Source organism: Aeromonas sp. QDB54 (assembly GCF_027707385.1).
GTDB classification, from domain to species: Bacteria; Pseudomonadota; Gammaproteobacteria; order Enterobacterales; family Aeromonadaceae; genus Aeromonas; species Aeromonas hydrophila.
The window spans coordinates 10561-28749 of record NZ_JAPCIT010000035.1; the positions used below are offsets into that span (position 1 = coordinate 10561).

Annotated in this window: 17 protein-coding genes and 2 pseudogenes; 13 read left to right on the forward strand and 6 right to left on the reverse strand. The window is 59.1% G+C overall.

Features of this window, described 5'->3' with window-relative positions:
* Together PG881_RS22125 and PG881_RS22130 are read right to left on the reverse strand one after the other, a co-directional pair.
* Positions 1-214 (reverse strand): hypothetical protein (locus PG881_RS22125; RefSeq protein ID WP_270802903.1); only part of this gene is annotated, 214 nt, incomplete at its 3' end.
* A gap of 467 nt (positions 215-681) precedes the next feature.
* Positions 682-1149 carry a hypothetical protein gene (locus PG881_RS22130; protein ID WP_043849724.1) on the reverse strand — a complete coding sequence of 156 codons (468 nt, stop codon included), beginning with the start codon at positions 1147-1149 and terminating at the stop codon, positions 682-684.
* A gap of 457 nt (positions 1150-1606) precedes the next feature.
* On the opposite strand from PG881_RS22130, the gene PG881_RS22135 reads away from it, so the two are divergent.
* The 6 genes and pseudogenes from PG881_RS22135 to repC all read left to right on the forward strand — a co-directional run bounded on the left by PG881_RS22135 (position 1607) and on the right by repC (position 6265).
* Positions 1607-2038, forward strand: a complete 432-nt coding sequence (locus PG881_RS22135; RefSeq protein ID WP_012537712.1) for a plasmid mobilization protein — start codon at positions 1607-1609, stop codon at positions 2036-2038.
* 94 nt (positions 2039-2132) lie between these two features.
* Positions 2133-2414: pseudogene (locus PG881_RS24080) on the forward strand (relaxase/mobilization nuclease domain-containing protein); the annotation flags it as partial.
* 379 nt (positions 2415-2793) lie between these two features.
* Entirely contained in the window at positions 2794-3477 is a 684-nt protein-coding gene (locus PG881_RS22145; RefSeq protein ID WP_043849885.1) for a hypothetical protein, read from the forward strand.
* Positions 3478-3512: 35 nt separating this feature from the next.
* Complete coding sequence (locus PG881_RS22150; protein ID WP_043849884.1) at positions 3513-4463, forward strand: hypothetical protein; 951 nt, start codon at positions 3513-3515, stop codon at positions 4461-4463.
* Positions 4464-4533: 70 nt separating this feature from the next.
* Complete coding sequence (locus PG881_RS22155) at positions 4534-5397, forward strand: helicase RepA family protein (protein WP_215270795.1); 864 nt, start codon at positions 4534-4536, stop codon at positions 5395-5397.
* A complete protein-coding gene (gene repC, locus PG881_RS22160) occupies positions 5384-6265 on the forward strand; it encodes a replication protein C, IncQ-type (protein ID WP_012954629.1) in 882 nt (293 codons plus the stop codon). The genes PG881_RS22155 and repC overlap by 14 nt, the downstream gene beginning before the upstream one ends.
* Positions 6266-6511: 246 nt before the next feature.
* On the opposite strand, the gene PG881_RS22165 is transcribed toward repC, so the two are convergent.
* On the reverse strand, positions 6512-8089 hold the full coding sequence (locus PG881_RS22165) for a methyl-accepting chemotaxis protein (RefSeq protein ID WP_270802918.1): 1578 nt from the start codon (positions 8087-8089) through the stop codon (positions 6512-6514).
* Positions 8090-8348: 259 nt separating this feature from the next.
* Here PG881_RS22165 and PG881_RS22170 point away from each other — a divergent pair, with 259 nt between their 5' ends.
* From PG881_RS22170 to PG881_RS22180, 3 genes are read left to right on the forward strand one after another with little or no spacing between them, the layout of a single operon-like run.
* Positions 8349-8909, forward strand: a complete 561-nt coding sequence (locus PG881_RS22170) for a recombinase family protein (RefSeq protein ID WP_000147567.1) — start codon at positions 8349-8351, stop codon at positions 8907-8909.
* Positions 8910-8911: 2 nt separating this feature from the next.
* A complete protein-coding gene (locus PG881_RS22175; protein ID WP_015344976.1) occupies positions 8912-11863 on the forward strand; it encodes a Tn3-like element TnAs3 family transposase in 2952 nt (983 codons plus the stop codon).
* Positions 11797-12273, forward strand: a complete 477-nt coding sequence (locus PG881_RS22180; protein WP_223171565.1) for a hypothetical protein — start codon at positions 11797-11799, stop codon at positions 12271-12273. Before PG881_RS22175 ends, PG881_RS22180 begins: the two co-directional genes overlap by 67 nt.
* An 84-nt stretch (positions 12274-12357) precedes the next feature.
* On the opposite strand, the gene PG881_RS22185 is transcribed toward PG881_RS22180, so the two are convergent.
* The gene (locus PG881_RS22185; RefSeq protein ID WP_001067784.1) at positions 12358-13062 is read right to left on the reverse strand and encodes an IS6-like element IS1006 family transposase; all 705 of its coding nucleotides are present in this window, start codon (positions 13060-13062) and stop codon (positions 12358-12360) included.
* Positions 13063-13125: 63 nt separating this feature from the next.
* Here PG881_RS22185 and PG881_RS22190 point away from each other — a divergent pair.
* The 3 genes and pseudogenes from PG881_RS22190 to floR all read left to right on the forward strand — a co-directional run.
* Positions 13126-13956, forward strand: a pseudogene (locus tag PG881_RS22190) (IS91-like element ISCR2 family transposase); the annotation flags it as partial.
* 30 nt (positions 13957-13986) lie between these two features.
* On the forward strand, positions 13987-14871 hold the full coding sequence (locus PG881_RS22195; protein WP_001447541.1) for a DUF3363 domain-containing protein: 885 nt from the start codon (positions 13987-13989) through the stop codon (positions 14869-14871).
* A 216-nt stretch (positions 14872-15087) separates the two neighbouring features.
* Positions 15088-16302: a chloramphenicol/florfenicol efflux MFS transporter FloR gene (floR, locus tag PG881_RS22200; protein ID WP_000214122.1), complete on the forward strand. Its 1215-nt coding sequence runs from the start codon at positions 15088-15090 to the stop codon at positions 16300-16302.
* Positions 16303-16575: 273 nt separating this feature from the next.
* Here the strand turns inward: floR and PG881_RS22205 are convergent, their stop codons facing one another.
* Positions 16576-16800, reverse strand: a complete 225-nt coding sequence (locus PG881_RS22205; RefSeq protein WP_000743213.1) for a hypothetical protein — start codon at positions 16798-16800, stop codon at positions 16576-16578.
* Positions 16797-17534, reverse strand: coding sequence for a recombinase family protein (locus tag PG881_RS22210; RefSeq protein WP_001446887.1), 738 nt, complete (start codon positions 17532-17534; stop codon positions 16797-16799). Before PG881_RS22210 ends, PG881_RS22205 begins: the two co-directional genes overlap by 4 nt.
* A 326-nt stretch (positions 17535-17860) precedes the next feature.
* Between PG881_RS22210 and PG881_RS22215 the strand changes: the two genes are divergently transcribed.
* Positions 17861-18189: hypothetical protein (locus PG881_RS22215; RefSeq protein WP_170868628.1), on the forward strand; the 329-nt coding region annotated here is incomplete at its 3' end.

The following is an 18189-nucleotide window of genomic DNA, read 5'->3' on the forward strand; positions in this document are numbered from 1 at the left end:
CAGTGAAACCACTGATTTTAATGAAGTCAGGATTAACGTACGTGATATGGCTTTGAGGGGAGGTAGTCGAAAGAATATTGGTATCTTTTGGGAGTTCTAAGTTTCGACCCGTCACTGGTAAATTCTGGCGCATAAGAGCCTCAAGGGTTGGCTGTTTTATTTTATTGTATTCGGCATTAAGCCCAATTTCTTTAGCGTTACGATAAGCTAGCATGGCTACACCGACCCCGCTAGGCTGATTGGGAAGCGTTGCCTGATCTACTCAGGAGGGCGCTTCGATAACGTAGCCATTGAGCCGGAAACCGGCGAGCACTGGGGCAGCGTGATCTGGTGCGAGTATGTGTGACCCCCACGGTAACTCCACCCAACCCCCACGGTAACTCCACCCAACCCCCACGGTAACTCCACCCAACCCCCACGGTAACTCCACCCGCCCCGATCTGGAAAACCCAGACGGGGCGCGGATTTGCTGGCGATTCGCAAAATCCATCCAAGATTCTCTAAGAATCTCCACTAGGCGCAGCACAGCCCGCGCCCCTTCGGCGCGGTCTGGCATTGCCTCAAATGCCCGGCCAAGACCATGCGCAAGGCGAACACCTCTCCCCCCGCCTTCGGCGACCCCCTCCGGGGGTAAAGGGCCAGCGGGGAGAGGGGGGGGGCCGGTTTCCCGGCCTAAACCCCTCAGGAGGCGCTTTCTGGCGTTTCTGGCGCATCCCCAAAGGGCAACCCCGCCTGACCCGGCATCGGCGCGTCTGCGGCTTTCTGGGGCGCTTTGCGGAGCTTCGGGTAGCCCGCCTTGCGCATGGCCTTGGTCAGCGCCTCGATTGCCGCCCAGGTATCCGCCGCCCATGCCTCGGACGGCTCAAAGTCCCCGGCCTTGATCGTGTCGGCAACCTCAACAATACGACTGGCGGCAGACTTAGCGGAATACACTCGGCTTCTCTTTTCTGCTGCCTGTCGTTCTGTTTCGATGTATGACTGTAGTTCTGTTTTTTCTTCGTCTGTCAGATTCTCAATTAGGCCGCCTGACGGCTCGTAAGAATATACGTCAATAGACCCCATCATCTTGACGATGGCGCGGCGTTTTTCCTTGTCATACCCCCGGTAGGCGAGCACCTGAACCCGGCGACCTTGGCGCTTAAACTGCATGGCGGTTTCTCCGTTTGACTGTGTGATTATATTATAGTTCGACAGTCGCACGCTGTCGAGTGTTTATTGTCGGCCTCTTTTTCAATCCGACCGTCGCACTCAAATAGGCTTGCACTGTCGGATTGAGTAACGCTCGACAGTCTGCCGTTCTTGCGATACCATAGTTGCATTGTATCAGTTCGCCCCGGCGCCTTGCCCACCCCCTCTCCCCGCTGGCCCATTACCGCCCTTGGGCGGTCGGGCCGAGAGCGCAGCGAGCGGGCCGGGTGGGTGGCTGTTCGGTGCTTGCATGGAGATGTGCTATTATGGTATTTGCGCGGTGGTTTGGCATGGAGCAAGGTGTAACCTGCGCTTCGCTTGGTTCTCACCCTCCGGCCTTCGGCCTACGCCCCCGCTCCCTTCGGTCGGGGGGTTGCTGCGCGTTTCGCTTCGCTTCACTTACTGGAGGGCTTCGCCCATGAACACTGACGAATCCAAGCGCCGCCGCCGTGGGCCTGCGCCGCTCGACGCCACGGACAAGCGCGGGCATACCGTTTCGGTGCGCCTCAACGATGCCGAGCTTGCGCGGCTGGATTCGCAGCGTGACGCGGTGCAGATGCAGCGGGGCGAGTACCTACGCGCCGCCGCTCTGCATCGCCTGCCGCCCACCATCCCGGCAGCGAACCGGGAACAGTGGGCAGAGTTGGCCCGCACAGCGGCCAACCTGAACCAGATCGCCCGGCACCTGAACGAAGGGCAGCGGGGCGACGGGGAGCGCATCGGCAAGGCGCTGGGCTTGCAGTTGAGCGCCGAGCTTGCCAACTGCCTGCGATTGCTGGTGCTGGTGCGCGGCGACTTGATAGGCGTCAAGCACGACTCGGAGGACGTGGAAGATGAAAGCGAAGGTTAGCCGTGGTGGCGGTTTTCGCGGTGCGCTGAACTACGTTTTTGACGTTGGCAAGGAAGCCACGCACACGAAAAACGCGGAACGTGTCGGCGGCAACATGGCCGGGAATGACCCCCGCGAACTGTTGCGGGAGTTCTCAGCCGTGCGCCAGTTGCGCCCGGACATCGGCAAGCCCGTCTGGCATTGCTCGCTGTCACTGCCTCCCGGTGAGCGCCTGAGCGCCGAGAAGTGGGAAGCCGTGACGACTGACTTCATGCAGCGCATGGGCTTTGACCAGACCAATACGCCGTGGGTGGCAGTGCGCCACCAGGACACGGACAAGGATCACATCCACATCGTGGCCAGCCGGGTAGGGCTGGACGGGAAAGTTTGGCTGGGCCAGTGGGAAGCCCGCAGCGCCATCGAGGCGACCCAAGAGCTTGAGCATACCCACGGCCTGACCCTGACGCCGGGGCTGGGCGATGCGCGGGCCGAGCGCCGGAAGCTGACCGACAAGGAGATCAACATGGCCGTGAGAACGGGCGACGAACCGCCGCGCCAGCGTCTGCAACGGCTGCTGGATGAGGCAGTGAAGGACAAGCCGACCGCGCCAGAACTGGCCGACCGGCTACATGCCGCAGGCGTAGGCGTCCGGGCAAACCTCGCCAGCACCGGGCGCATGAACGGCTTTTCCTTCGAGGTGGCCGGAGTGCCGTTCAAGGGCAGCGACTTGGGCAAGGGCTACACATGGGCGGGACTACAGAAATCAGGGGTGACTTATGACGAAGCTAGAGACCGTGCGGGCCTTGAACGATTCAGGCCCACAGTTGCAGATCGTGGAGAGCGTCAGGACGTTGCAGCAGTCCCTGAGCCTGATGCACGAGGACTTGAAGCGCCTACCGGTCGCAGTCTCGACCGAGACGGCGCAGACCTTGGAACCGCTGGCCCGACTCCAGCAGGACGTGACGCAGGTTCTGGAAGCCTACGACAAGGTGACGGCCATTCAGCGCAAGACGCTGGACGAGCTGACGCAGCAGATGAGCGCGAGCGCGGCGAAGGCGTTCGAGCAGAAGGCCGGGGAGCTGGACAAGACCATCTCCGACCTGTCCAACAGCCTGTCAGGGCTGGAAACGAGCATCAGCAGCATGAAGCAGACCGCGGAGCAGGTGGCGGACTTGCCGGGCAATCTGGTGAGCGCACAGAAGGACATGACGCAAGCCGCCAACAAACTGACCGAGGCAGCGAACGAGACGCGCCCGCGCCTTTGGCGGCAGGCGCTGGGGCTGATTCTGGCCGGGGCCGTGGGCGCGATGCTGGTAGCGACTGGGCAAGTCGCTTTAAACAGGCTAGTGCCGCCAAGCGACGTGCAGCAGACGGCGGATTGGGCCAACGCGATTTGGAACAAGGCCACGCCCAAGGAGCGCGAGTTGCTGGAACAGATCGTCAATCGGCCCGCGAACTAGATCCGACCGCCTACCTTGAGGCGAGCGGCTACACCGTGAAGCGCGAAGGGCGACACCTGTCCGTCAAGGCTGGCGGTGATGAGGCGTACCGCGTGACCCGGCAGCAGGACGGGCGCTGGCTCTGGTGCGACCGCTACGGCAACGACGGCGGGGACAATATCGACCTTGTGCGCGAGATCGAACCTGGCACCGGCTACGCCGAGGCCGTCTATCGGCTTTCAGGTGCGCCGACAGTCCGGCAGCAACCGCGCCCGAGCGAGCCGAAGCGCCAACCGCCGCAGCTACCGGCGCAAGGGCTGGCAGCCCGCGAGCATGGCCGCGACTACCTCAAGGGCCGGGGCATCAGCCCGGACACCATCGAGCACGCCGAGAAGGCGGGCATGGTGCGCTATGCAGACGGTGGCGTGCTGTTCGTCGGCTACGACCGTACAGGCACCGCGCAGAACGCCACACGCCGCGCCATTGCCCCCGCTGATCCGGTGCAGAAGCGCGACTTACGCGGCAGCGACAAGATCTATCCGCCGATCCTGCCGGGCGACCCGGCAAAGGTCTGGATCGTGGAAGGTGGCCCGGATGCGCTAGCCCTGCACGACATCGCCAAGCGCAGCGGCCAGCAGCCGCCCACCGTCATCGTGTCAGGCGGCGCGAACGTGCGCAGCTTCTTGGAGCGTGACGACGTGCAAGCGATCCTGAAGCGGGCCGAGCGCGTCACCGTGGCCGGGGAAAACGAAAAGAACCCCGAGGCGCAGGCCAAGGCCGACGCCGGGCACCAGAAACAGGCGCAGCGGGTGGCCGAAATCACCGGGCGCGAGGTGCGCCAATGGACGCCGAAGCCCGAGCATGGCAAAGACTTGGCCGACATGAACGCCCGGCAGGTGGCAGAGATCGAGCGCAAGCGACAGGCCGAGATCGAGGCTGAGAGAGCGCGAAATCGAGAGCTTTCACGCAAGAGCCGGGGGTATGATGGCCCCAGCTTCGGCAGATAAGAGCGCCTGTCAGTCGGTGTGATGAACCGACCGACAGGCTAACCATCATCAACCTGAGTAGGAGGCCGATATGGCTATCAACATTATGGAGGCGTTCCAGCAGGAACCGCTACAACTGGACTTCATCTGGCCCGGCTTTCTGGCTGGCACCGTGGGCGCACTGGTGGCCCCCGGCGCGACCGGCAAGAGCTTCTGGGCGCTGGAAGCGGCTATGTCCATCGCTTGCAGCGTGGCAGGCGGTGACGTGGTGAACCTCAAGCCGCAGCACACCGGGCGCGTGGTCTATCTGGCCGGTGAAGATCCCGAACCCGCCCTGATCCGGCGCGTTCACGCCATCGGCCAGCACCTCAACCAGTCAGCCCGCGAAGCCATCGCCGAGAACCTGACCCTTGAGCCGATCATGGGCAAGCGCCTGAACGTCATGGACGAGGAGCACTTGCGCCGCGTCATCGAGTACAGCGCCGGGGCGCGGCTGATCGTGCTGGACACCCTGAGCCGGATTCACAGCCTCGACGAGAACAGCAACGGCGACATGGCGCGGCTTGTCGCCACGCTGGAACACGTCGCGGCCAGCACTGGCGCGTCTGTCCTGTACCTGCACCACGTCAGCAAGGGCAGCGCCCGCGAGGGGCAAACCGACCAGCAGCAGGCAGCGCGGGGCGCATCGGCACTGATCGACAACGCCCGCTGGTGCGGCTTCGTCGCCAAGATGACCGAGGACGAGGCCAAGCGCCTGAGCGACCGCGCCTATGACCGTCAGCCCATCGGCAACGACCGGCGCGGCTTCTTCGTGCGCTTCGGCGTGAGCAAACAGAACTACGACGCCACCCCGCTTGACCAGTGGTATGAGCGCCGAGACGGCGGCGTGCTGGTTCCGGTGGAACTGCTGGAAGTGCCGAACGGCAAGAAGGGGGGCAGCCGTGAGCAAGCATGACCTGACCCACGCCCGGCACGACCCGGCGCATTGTCTGGCCCCCGGCCTATTCCGCAGCCTCAAGCGTGGCGAGCGCAAGCGCGGCAAGCTGGACGTGGTGCATGACTATGGCGACGGTAAGCGCATCGAGTTCAGCGGCCCGGAGCCGCTGGGCGCTGATGACTTGCGCATCCTGCAAGGACTTGTGGCAATGGCTGGGCCGGGTGGCCTTGTGCTGTCACCTGAGCCGCAGACCGAGGCCGGGCAGCAACTCCGGCTGTTCCTTGAGCCGAAATGGGAAGCCTTCCAGCAGGATGCGATGGTGGTCAAGGGCAGCTATCGAGCACTTGCCCGCGAAATTGGCTACGCCAACCCCGACGACACTAAGCCGGTTCGGGAGTGCATCGAGCGGCTTTGGAAGGTGTCCATCATCGCCCAGAACGGCAGGAAGCGGCAGGGCTTCCGCCTGCTGTCCGAGTACGCCAGCGACGAGCAGGACGGAAAGCTGTATGTAGCCTTGAATCCCCTGATTGCTCGCGCCGTCATGGGTGGCGCGCAGCATGTCCGCATCGACATGGACGAGGTGCGGGCGCTACAGACCGACCCGGCGCGGCTGATGCACCAGCGCCTATGCGGCTGGATCGACCCCGGCAAGTCCGGGCGGGTGGAACTGGACACGCTTTGCGGCTACGTCTGGCCGGGGCAGGCAACCAACCCCAATACGCTCAAGACGCGACGCCAAGCGGCTCGCAGGGCGCTTCCTGAGCTTGCCGCATTGGGCTGGGCAGTCAGCGAATACGCAAAAAACAAGTTTGAAATCGGCAGGCCGAAAGCAACGCATCTGCTCGGCCCAGCACCCAAAACACAGGAAATTAGCCATGAGAAATGATTGGGAAACGCCGCCGACAGTCGAAGGGCTGATTGTCCGGGCTTGGATTGGCGAGGATGGGGGAACCGCAGAATTCGGAAAAAATCGTACGCTAAGCTAACGGTGTTCTCGTGACAGCTCTTTGACTAGGCTTTCTAAGGCCATTCTGATAGCCATGACTTCCTGAAAAGCCATGGCTAAAATTTGTGCGGCTAAAAGGGATACCGATGGTAAAGTAAGTTATCCCTGTCGAGATACTGAAAAGCGTTATCCTCGTTTTTCCCAAAACTGTTTTGCCAGTTCGCTCAGAGCGCTAGCTAACTGAGCGACAGATTTCGCACTTTGCAAATTATTCTGCCCGGTCTGTACATTGGTATCAGCAGCATCGCGTATATTGATAATACTGCGGTTTATGTCTTCACTTACTGCTCCCTGCTGCTCGACCGCAGTCGCTATTTGCGCGTTCATGTCGGTAATTTCGTTAACGAGTTGGCCAATTCCATCAAGAGCTGTAGCTGCTTCCTCTGCGTGAGCTACACTCGTGTCCGCTTGCCGACTACTTTGCTCCATGACTGTAACAGCGGATTGCGCTCGCTCTTGTAGAGCGCTGATCATGCTTTGAATATCCGTTGTCGATTGCTGTGTGCGAGCAGCAAGACTGCGAACCTCATCGGCGACAACAGCAAAACCACGCCCCTGCTCACCAGCACGCGCGGCCTCAATTGCTGCGTTGAGTGCCAACAAGTTCGTTTGCTCGGCGATCCCTCGTATAACGTCAAGAACTTTTGATATCTCGTTACTTTGACCTTCAAGCTCATGAATAACCTGAGCGGCTTGCCTAATTTCACCTTCAAGGGCAGTGATTGACTGGCTTGTGTGGGCTACCAGACGCTGGCCAGATGCCGTCTCAGTGTCTGCTCTTCCGGCCGCATCTGCAGCATGCTGTGCATTGCTCGCAACCTCTTGAATGCTTGCCACCATTTGGTTTACTGCCGTTGCTATTTGATCTGTCTCTGCCTGCTGCTCAACTGTAAGTACATTGCTTGACTCAATATCCTTTAGTAGGCCTCGGGTGTGTTCGCTAAGCCGATTTGATGCATCACCTATGCGACCTACTATGGCGCCTGTTTCAGCTTGCATCATTCGTAAAGCAAACTCTATTTGGCCAAACTCATCGGTGCGCCCAGTGTAGAGGGATTGACTTAATGGGTTATTGGAAATATTCCTGGCTCTTTCAACCAGTCTTCCAAGAGGAGAGAGAATAGCCAAAACACTAACAGAGCTTAAGCTTCCTGACATTAAAGTGGCTAACAATAAGCTGCTTATTGATGTATCAGTAAGCATGCCGGCAGCCATTGCGCTTGATATAATACTACCCCATATGAGCAAGAGTATTTTCACGGAAAAGCTAGCAGCCAATTTCGGCCTCGCGGCCTTCCCGCTTCTCAATTGAGCATATAATTTTTCCGCAGCCAAAACCTGCTCAGGTTCAGGCTTGGTCCTTACAGACTGGTATTCAACAATCGAACCATTCTTAGCTATTGGCGTTACATAAGCACTTACCCAATAGTGGTCGCCATTTTTACAGCGATTTTTTACTAGCCCCATCCATGAGCGGCCAGATTTTAATGTACTCCACATATGCTCAAATGCAGCAGGCGGCATATCTGGGTGTCTTACGATGTTGTGAGGCTGGCCTAATAGTTCTTCCTCAGTGAAACCACTGATTTTAATGAAGTCAGGATTAACGTACGTGATATGGCTTTGAGGGGAGGTAGTCGAAAGAATATTGGTATCTTTTGGGAGTTCTAAGTTTCGACCCGTCACTGGTAAATTCTGGCGCATAAGAGCCTCAAGGGTTGGCTGTTTTATTTTATTGTATTCGGCATTAAGCCCAATTTCTTGAGCGTTACGATAAAGCTAGCATGGAAACGATAGGTGCAAGCAAGTTAAGGGTTGCATCGCGCATGTCAATCTAGGCTATACCCTAACCTGATGTCAGATGCCATGTGTAAATTGCGTCAGGATAGGATTGAATTTTGAATTTATTGACATATCTCGTTGAAGGTCATAGAGTCTTCCCTGACATTTTGCAGGGAATTCCATGACTGGACAGCGCATTGGGTATATCAGGGTCAGCACCTTCGACCAGAACCCGGAACGGCAACTGGAAGGCGTCAAGGTTGATCGCGCTTTTAGCGACAAGGCATCCGGCAAGGATGTCAAGCGTCCGCAACTGGAAGCGCTGATAAGCTTCGCCCGCACCGGCGACACCGTGGTGGTGCATAGCATGGATCGCCTGGCGCGCAATCTCGATGATTTGCGCCGGATCGTGCAAACGCTGACACAACGCGGCGTGCATATCGAATTCGTCAAGGAACACCTCAGTTTTACTGGCGAAGACTCTCCGATGGCGAACCTGATGCTCTCGGTGATGGGCGCGTTCGCCGAGTTCGAGCGCGCCCTGATCCGCGAGCGTCAGCGCGAGGGTATTGCGCTCGCCAAGCAACGCGGGGCTTACCGTGGCAGGAAGAAATCCCTGTCGTCTGAGCGTATTGCCGAACTGCGCCAACGTGTCGAGGCTGGCGAGCAAAAGACCAAGCTTGCTCGTGAATTCGGAATCAGTCGCGAAACCCTGTATCAATACTTGAGAACGGATCAGTAAATATGCCACGTCGTTCCATCCTGTCCGCCGCCGAGCGGGAAAGCCTGCTGGCGTTGCCGGACTCCAAGGACGACCTGATCCGACATTACACATTCAACGATACCGACCTCTCGATCATCCGACAGCGGCGCGGGCCAGCCAATCGGCTGGGCTTCGCGGTGCAGCTCTGTTACCTGCGCTTTCCCGGCGTCATCCTGGGCGTCGATGAACTACCGTTCCCGCCCTTGTTGAAGCTGGTCGCCGACCAGCTCAAGGTCGGCGTCGAAAGCTGGAACGAGTACGGCCAGCGGGAGCAGACCCGGCGCGAGCACCTGAGCGAGCTGCAAACCGTGTTCGGTTTCCGGCCCTTCACCATGAGCCATTACCGGCAGGCCGTCCAGATGCTGACCGAGCTGGCGATGCAAACCGACAAAGGCATCGTGCTGGCCAGCGCCTTGATCGGGCACCTGCGGCGGCAGTCGGTCATTCTGCCCGCCCTCAACGCCGTCGAGCGGGCGAGTGCCGAGGCGATCACCCGTGCTAACCGGCGCATCTACGACGCCTTGGCCGAACCACTGGCGGACGCGCATCGCCGCCGCCTCGACGATCTGCTCAAGCGCCGGGACAACGGCAAGACGACCTGGTTGGCTTGGTTGCGCCAGTCTCCGGCCAAGCCAAATTCGCGGCATATGCTGGAACACATCGAACGCCTCAAGGCATGGCAGGCACTCGATCTGCCTACCGGCATCGAGCGGCTGGTTCACCAGAACCGCCTGCTCAAGATTGCCCGCGAGGGCGGCCAGATGACACCCGCCGACCTGGCCAAATTCGAGCCGCAACGGCGCTACGCCACTCTCGTGGCGCTGGCCACCGTCACCGACGAAATCATCGACCTGCACGACCGCATCCTGGGTAAGCTGTTTAACGCTGCCAAGAATAAGCATCAGCAGCAGTTCCAGGCGTCAGGCAAGGCCATCAACGCCAAGGTACGTCTGTACGGGCGCATCGGTCAGGCGCTGATCGACGCCAAGCAATCAGGCCGCGATGCGTTTGCCGCCATCGAGGCCGTCATGTCCTGGGATTCCTTTGCCGAGAGCGTCACCGAGGCGCAGAAGCTCGCGCAACCCGATGACTTCGATTTCCTGCATCGCATCGGCGAGAGCTACGCCACCCTGCGCCGCTATGCACCGGAATTCCTTGCCGTGCTCAAGCTGCGGGCCGCGCCCGCCGCCAAAAACGTGCTTGATGCCATTGAGGTGCTGCGCGGCATGAACACCGACAACGCCCGCAAGCTGCCAGCCGATGCACCGACCGGCTTCATCAAGCCGCGCTGGCAGAAACTGGTGATGACCGACGCCGGCATCGACCGGCGCTACTACGAACTGTGCGCGCTGTCCGAGTTGAAGAACTCCCTGCGCTCGGGCGACATCTGGGTGCAGGGTTCACGCCAGTTCAAGGACTTCGAGGACTACCTGGTACCGCCCGAGAAGTTCACCAGCCTCAAGCAGTCCAGCGAATTGCCGCTGGCCGTGGCCACCGACTGCGAACAATATCTGCATGAGCGGCTGACGCTGCTGGAAGCACAACTTGCCACCGTCAACCGCATGGCGGCAGCCAACGACCTGCCGGATGCCATCATCACCGAGTCGGGCTTGAAGATCACGCCGCTGGATGCGGCGGTGCCCGACACCGCGCAGGCGCTGATAGACCAGACAGCCATGGTCCTGCCGCACGTCAAGATCACCGAACTGCTGCTCGAAGTCGATGAGTGGACGGGCTTCACCCGGCACTTCACGCACTTGAAATCGGGCGATCTGGCCAAGGACAAGAACCTGTTGTTGACCACGATCCTGGCCGACGCGATCAACCTGGGCCTGACCAAGATGGCCGAGTCCTGCCCCGGCACGACCTACGCGAAGCTCGCTTGGCTGCAAGCCTGGCATACCCGCGACGAAACGTACTCGACAGCGTTGGCTGAACTGGTCAACGCTCAGTTTCGGCATCCCTTTGCCGGGCACTGGGGCGATGGCACCACATCATCATCGGACGGACAGAATTTCCGAACCGCTAGCAAGGCAAAGAGCACGGGGCACATCAACCCAAAATATGGCAGCAGCCCAGGACGGACTTTCTACACCCACATCTCCGACCAATACGCGCCATTCCACACCAAGGTGGTCAATGTCGGCCTGCGCGACTCAACCTACGTGCTCGACGGCCTGCTGTACCACGAATCCGACCTGCGGATCGAGGAGCACTACACCGACACGGCGGGCTTCACCGATCACGTCTTCGCCCTGATGCACCTCTTGGGCTTCCGCTTCGCGCCGCGCATCCGCGACCTGGGCGACACCAAGCTCTACATCCCGAAGGGCGATGCCGCCTATGACGCGCTCAAGCCGATGATCGGCGGCACGCTCAACATCAAGCACGTCCGCGCCCATTGGGACGAAATCCTGCGGCTGGCCACCTCGATCAAGCAGGGCACGGTGACGGCCTCGCTGATGCTCAGGAAACTCGGCAGCTACCCGCGCCAGAACGGCTTGGCCGTCGCGCTGCGCGAGTTGGGCCGCATCGAGCGCACGCTGTTCATCCTCGACTGGCTGCAAAGCGTCGAGCTACGCCGCCGCGTGCATGCCGGGCTGAACAAGGGCGAGGCGCGCAATGCGCTGGCCCGTGCCGTGTTCTTCAACCGCCTTGGTGAAATCCGTGACCGCAGTTTCGAGCAGCAGCGCTACCGGGCCAGCGGCCTCAACCTGGTGACGGCGGCCATCGTGCTGTGGAACACGGTCTACCTGGAGCGTGCGGCGCATGCGTTGCGCGGCAATGGTCATGCCGTCGATGACTCGCTATTGCAGTACCTGTCGCCACTCGGCTGGGAGCACATCAACCTGACCGGTGATTACCTATGGCGCAGCAGCGCCAAGATCGGCGCGGGGAAGTTCAGGCCGCTACGGCCTCTGCAACCGGCTTAGCGTGCTTTATTTTCCGTTTTCTGAGACGACCCCTAGTTGTTTGCGGTCTTGCGTGGCAGGGAGCAGGCATCTTTAACTTGCCTTTCACAGTGATGCTATGGACTATCATTAGATTAATTATCGTGGTATCGCTTGTATTTATTACTGGAAAATTCGGTCTATCAAGAGAGTTTACTTTCCCCGCAGCAGCAGTAGGTTTAGCTTTTAGTTTATTCCCTGTCCTTGATCATATTGCGTTAGGTTATTCTGCTAAAAATTTCTATGAAACCACTAATTTTATGGGGCAAACGGTTCGGGAATTTGGTGCCAGTAAAATTACGGTCTGGTGGGGTTCGATTTATGCCAAAATAGCCTATGCTAGCCTTGCAGGTTTAATTGGATATGGTGTTAAGGTCGCCACTGATGATTAAAAAAGAAAAACCAACTTGAAGTTGGTTTTTTTGGCACTGTTGCAAATAGAGATTTGAGTCGATGATGTTCCCTTTAAAAAGTACTTAGAGACCGAAAACCCTGTTGATTAGACACACTTCACCCTGAGGCTGACCATAATAAAATGACGATGCTTGTCCTTTACGTAGTGCACGCATGACTTCAATACCTTTAATTGTGGCATAAGCCGTCTTCATAGATTTGAATCCTAATGTGGCCCTGATGATCCGCTTTAGCTTGCCATGATCACATTCAATCACGTTATTTTTATACTTAATCTGCCTGTGCTCAAGGTCTGGTGGACATTTACCTTCCCGTTTTAACCGTGATAAAGCACGTCCATATGTGGGTGCTTTATCCGTGTTGATCACTTGTGGAATTTGCCACTTCTTCACATTATTTAAAATTTTTCCAAGAAAACAATATGCTGATTTGGTATTACGTCTAGAAGAAAGATAAAAATCAATGGTATCGCCACGTTGATCGACTGCACGATACAGATAAGACCATCGTCCATTCACTTTTACATAGGTTTCATCAATATGCCACGAGCTCAGATCTGTAGGATTACGCCAATACCAGCGTAAACGTTTTTCTATTTCAGGAGCATAACGTTGAACCCAACGGTAAATAGTCGTGTGATCAACATTCACACCCCGTTCGGCCAGCATTTCCTGCAGTTCACGATAGCTAATGCCATATTTACAATACCAGCGCACAGCCCAAAGAATGATTTCGCCCTGAAAATGCCGACCATGGAAAGGATTCATATGCTGCACCTTTAGCTAAAACAGTCTTCAGCTTACCATTCGTGGTTATTTGCAACAGTGCCGCTGACGCACACCATCGCCCACCGGGTGGGTCGCTATCTGGAACGGCAAGGCCTGCTGGAACGGGATGTCGAAAACAGCTATCTGGCCTCGGATGCGGTGGATGACGACCCGATGACACCCCTGCTGGGGCACTCGATCACTTACCGTATCGCTGTCGGTTCACAGGCGGGGCGAAAGGTGTTCACTTTGCAAACTCTGCCGACCAGTGGTGATCCGTTCGGTGACGGGATTGGCAAGGTAGCCGGGTCCAGCCTGCACGCCGGCGTGGCGGCCAGGGCCGATGAACGCAAGAAGCTCGAACGGCTGTGCCGGTACATCAGCCGCCCGGCGGTATCCGAGAAGCGGCTGTCGTTAACACGAGGCGGCAACGTGCGCTACCAGCTCAAGACGCCGTACCGGGACGGCACCACGCACGTCATTTTCGAACCATTGGATTTCATTGCAAGGCTGGCCGCCCTGGTACCGAAGCCCAGAGTCAACCTAACCCGCTTCCACGGGGTGTTCGCACCCAACAGTCGGCACCGGGCGTTGGTCACGCCGGCAAAACGGGGCAGGGGCAACAAGGTCAGGGTGGCTGATGAACCGGCAACACCAGCACAACGGCGAGCGTCGATGACATGGGCGCAACGGCTCAAGCGTGTTTTCAATATCGACATCGAGACCTGCAGCGGCTGCGGCGGCGCCATGAAAGTCATCGCCTGCATTGAAGACCCTATAGTGATCAAGCAGATCCTTGATCACCTGAAGCACAAAGCCGAAACCAGCGGGACCAGGGCGTTACCCGAAAGCCGGGCGCCACCGGCTGAGCTGCTCCTGGGTCTGTTTGACTGACGAGCCTGAAGGCCAACGATACCAATCAAAATGCTGCGTTCACAGCGCCGCGGCAGGGATCCGCCGTGCTGGTTGTCGGAAAAGGAGCCGCTAGTGGGAAAGAGGAGGGTAAATTTTCAGCGTTGCTGGCTCCCCGTCAGCCGGATTGGGTTGCATCGCAGGGGTGTCGAAAGAGTCAACTGCGGTCCAAAGCTGTTGGACTTGGGTGAAAAGGGCGTTTATTCTTCCTATACGTGCCGCGTTCCAGGCGGCGACTATGAGGGCTATGTCGATGCCCATGTGCGCCGGCTGGAGGCGCTACGCCGGGCCGGTATCGTCGAGCGGATCGACGCCGACCAATGGCGCATCCCCGATGATCTGGTCAGCCGTGCCGCCGCCCATGACGCCGGCCGAGACAGTCAGGCCAGCGTTCGCGTCCTTTCCCCGGTCGATCTGAACAAACAGATCGGATCGGACGGCGCGACCTGGCTGGACCGGCGGCTGATCCACGGCGAGACGGCCGACCTTGCGCCAACCGGCTTCGGGCAACAAGTCCGCGAAGCCATGGACCAGCGCCGCGAGCACCATATCGAACAGGGCGACGCCACCCGCAGCCGGGACAGCCGCGTCTTCTACCGGCGCAACCTTCTCGCCATCCTGCGGGAGCGCGAGGTAGCCGGCGTCGGATCGGATATGGCTTTGAGTAAGGGCCTGCCGTTCCGCGCCGCCACGGACGGCGAGAGCGTCAGCGGCAAGTTTACCGGAACCGTGCATCTATCGAGCGGCAAGTTCGCCGTGGTCGAGAAATCCCATGAGTTCACCCTTGTCCCGTGGCGGCCGATCATCGACCGCCAACTCGGCCGCGAGGTTATGGGCATCGTGCAGGGCGGGTCGGTGTCGTGGCAGTTAGGGCGGCAGAGGGGGCTGGAACGCTGAGTGCGCCCATGCCGCATTGCGAAGCAAAAGATAATCGGATAAAATGTAGCAATTCATATTCGTAAGCGTGGAGTAATCAGATGGGAAATTCCAAGTCAGCAGACAAGTAAGCCGCAACAACCAGTATTGTTGTTGCGGCGCTCTGTAAGGCTAGTCTCATCTGATTGCTGACGAGCAGACGTCGCCCGGTATTCCTTAATCGAGGGTTGATTCGTCATGACCACCACACGCCCCGCGTGGGCCTATACGCTGCCGGCAGCACTGCTGCTGATGGCTCCTTTCGACATCCTCGCTTCACTGGCGATGGATATTTATCTCCCTGTCGTTCCAGCGATGCCCGGCATCCTGAACACGACGCCCGCTATGATCCAACTCACGTTGAGCCTCTATATGGTGATGCTCGGCGTGGGCCAGGTGATTTTTGGTCCGCTCTCAGACAGAATCGGGCGACGGCCAATTCTACTTGCGGGCGCAACGGCTTTCGTCATTGCGTCTCTGGGAGCAGCTTGGTCTTCAACTGCACCGGCCTTTGTCGCTTTCCGTCTACTTCAAGCAGTGGGCGCGTCGGCCATGCTGGTGGCGACGTTCGCGACGGTTCGCGACGTTTATGCCAACCGTCCTGAGGGTGTCGTCATCTACGGCCTTTTCAGTTCGATGCTGGCGTTCGTGCCTGCGCTCGGCCCTATCGCCGGAGTATTGATCGGCGAGTTCTTGGGATGGCAGGCGATATTCATTACTTTGGCTATACTGGCGATGCTCGCACTCCTAAATGCGGGTTTCAGGTGGCACGAAACCCGCCCTCTGGATCAAGTCAAGACGCGCCGATCTGTCTTGCCGATCTTCGCGAGTCCGGCTTTTTGGGTTTACACTGTCGGCTTTAGCGCCGGTATGGGCACCTACTTCGTCTTCTTCTCGACGGCTCCCCGTGTGCTCATAGGCCAAGCGGAATATTCCGAGATCGGATTCAGCTTTGCCTTCGCCACTGTCGCGCTTGTAATGATCGTGACAACCCGTTTCGCGAAGTCCTTTGTCGCCAGATGGGGCATCGCAGGATGCGTGGCGCGTGGGATGGCGTTGCTTGTTTGCGGAGCGGTCCTGTTGGGGATCGGCGAACTTTACGGCTCGCCGTCATTCCTCACCTTCATCCTACCGATGTGGGTTGTCGCGGTCGGTATTGTCTTCACGGTGTCCGTTACCGCGAACGGCGCTTTGGCAGAGTTCGACGACATCGCGGGATCAGCGGTCGCGTTCTACTTCTGCGTTCAAAGCCTGATAGTCAGCATTGTCGGGACATTGGCGGTGGCACTTTTAAACGGTGACACAGCGTGGCCCGTGATCTGTTACGCCACGGCGATGGCGGTACTGGTTTCGTTGGGGCTGGTGCTCCTTCGGCTCCGTGGGGCTGCCACCGAGAAGTCGCCAGTCGTCTAACCGACGACTGGTAGCAGGCCCGCTCCGATGCGGCGCACTAACCATCGAAACCTCGTGAATGTCGGTATCCTGTCTGGCAGGATACCGCTCATTTCCCTTGTTCAGTTCATCGCCGTCGCCGAGCATCTGAATTTTCGGCATGCGGCCAAGGCACTTGGTATCAGCCAGTGCCCGTCACTCCCACTCGATTGTAAACAAGCACACAAAACCCTTTAGTGACAACAATTTGCAAGAACTATCAGGCTCAGTGCCATGAAAAATACCATGACCAGATCATGAGGTTGAACACGGCTTGCGCCGGCAGCGTTCACGCTCCTGGTCGGCGATCTCGCCCGGCTGCAATGCTAGCTCAGCATCGGTCATGCGCTCCAGCACGTCGCGTAGGCGGATGGTGCAAGGAATGGGCGGCAGCTCGAACTCATAGCCGCCGGCGATCATTTCGGCCGCAATCTCCTCGGTGATGAAAAACGGCTCGTCGTCTTGGTTCGGCTTCTTCATGCCCTTTCCTCCTGGCGCTCATCCTGGCCGACAGCGGCCAGGGCATCGGCTTCCGTCAATGCGTCCTCCACGAACGCGCCGTGCTGCTTCGCTTCGGCCTGGCTGACCTCGGCCCATATCCGTTTCACCTGGGCCGCACTGTACCCGGCCAGCTCGGCGGTCTTGTTGATGCTGTAGCCGGACTTGCGCAGCGCGACAACTTGGGCGCGGCGCTTCGGATCAGCACGGCGGCCCTTGTACCGCCCGGCCTGGCGGGCCAACTCAATGCCTTGGCGCTGGCGTTCGCGCCTGTCCTCGTAGTCGTCGCGGGCCATCTGCAAGGCCAGGCGAAAAAGCATGATCTGCACGGCTTCCAGCACGATCTTGGCGACGCCCTGGGCCTCGGCCGCCAGGTCGGATAGATCGACCACGCCAGGGACGGCCAGGCTTGCGCCTTTGGCCTGTATCGAGGCCACCAGGCGCTCGGCCTCGGGCAAAGGTAGGCGGCTGATGCGGTCGATCTTCTCGGCAATGACCACCTCGCCGGGCTGTAGGTCGCCGATCATGCGCAGCAGCTCAGGCCGGTCGGCGCGTGCGCCGGATGCCTTCTCACGGTAGATGCCGGCGACGTAGTAGCCGGCGGCCTTCGCGGCCGTAGTGATCGCCTCTTGGCGTTCCAAGTCCTGCGCGTCGGTGCTGACGCGCAGATAGACCCGCGCCACCATCGGCGCGGCTACTGGCTTCGTCCTGCGCATACTTGCGGGCTCCTTTGGGCATACGCAAAGTGTCCGGTCATGCTACCCCCGGCCAAAAAGGCCGTCATGCGATTTATCTTGGCCGGGTCGTTATTGGCGGGTCTAAATGGCCGCTCCGTGGATCTCATCGCCAGAAATGGCGATGCGAGATCCAGGGCAGGGCGGCCGCCATCGTCAGACCTGGCGATGGTCGACGCCGGCGCGCATCGTCGGATGTGGCGATGCGAGCTCGAGGTCGGTGGCCACCGCCGGCGACCTGGTGCCATCGTCGGCAATGGCGATGCTGCAGCTCGACGTGCGCGGCCTGGTCGTCTCGGCATCGTCGGATGCGGCGATGCTCGAGCGAGGCGAAAAAAAACCGCCTCGGGGTGTCCGAGGCGGCAAGTCTGCATGCGGTTCAGGGAGGAAGAAACCGCGCCGGCGATCAGGGAGGAAAACCGCGCGGCCTGATGTGCAGCTCGGCCACTTTAGCCGGATTTTTCGACTTATCCGATGCGAGCGGCCCGCCGTGGGCGCTGCTCGATCTGCTGTTGCTTTTTCTCGACGTGCTTCTGCTCCTGGTGCTGCTGCTCGTCGCGCGGCACTGTTGCAAAGTTAGCGATGAGGCAGCCTTTTGTCTTATTCAAAGGCCTTACATTTCAAAAACTCTGCTTAC

Coding starts and splice junctions, on each gene's coding strand:
- PG881_RS22130 (WP_043849724.1), bottom strand. CDS start 1,149: ATGCAGTTTAAGCGCCAAGGTCGCCGGGTTCAGGTGCTCGCCTACCGG.
- PG881_RS22135 (WP_012537712.1), top strand. CDS start 1,607: ATGAACACTGACGAATCCAAGCGCCGCCGCCGTGGGCCTGCGCCGCTC.
- PG881_RS22145 (WP_043849885.1), top strand. CDS start 2,794: ATGACGAAGCTAGAGACCGTGCGGGCCTTGAACGATTCAGGCCCACAG.
- PG881_RS22155 (WP_215270795.1), top strand. CDS start 4,534: ATGGCTATCAACATTATGGAGGCGTTCCAGCAGGAACCGCTACAACTG.
- PG881_RS22165 (WP_270802918.1), bottom strand. CDS start 8,089: ATGCGCCAGAATTTACCAGTGACGGGTCGAAACTTAGAACTCCCAAAA.
- PG881_RS22170 (WP_000147567.1), top strand. CDS start 8,349: ATGACTGGACAGCGCATTGGGTATATCAGGGTCAGCACCTTCGACCAG.
- PG881_RS22175 (WP_015344976.1), top strand. CDS start 8,912: ATGCCACGTCGTTCCATCCTGTCCGCCGCCGAGCGGGAAAGCCTGCTG.
- PG881_RS22180 (WP_223171565.1), top strand. CDS start 11,797: ATGGCGCAGCAGCGCCAAGATCGGCGCGGGGAAGTTCAGGCCGCTACG.
- PG881_RS22185 (WP_001067784.1), bottom strand. CDS start 13,062: ATGAATCCTTTCCATGGTCGGCATTTTCAGGGCGAAATCATTCTTTGG.
- PG881_RS22195 (WP_001447541.1), top strand. CDS start 13,987: ATGCTGCGTTCACAGCGCCGCGGCAGGGATCCGCCGTGCTGGTTGTCG.
- floR (WP_000214122.1), top strand. CDS start 15,088: ATGACCACCACACGCCCCGCGTGGGCCTATACGCTGCCGGCAGCACTG.
- PG881_RS22205 (WP_000743213.1), bottom strand. CDS start 16,800: ATGAAGAAGCCGAACCAAGACGACGAGCCGTTTTTCATCACCGAGGAG.
- PG881_RS22210 (WP_001446887.1), bottom strand. CDS start 17,534: ATGCGCAGGACGAAGCCAGTAGCCGCGCCGATGGTGGCGCGGGTCTAT.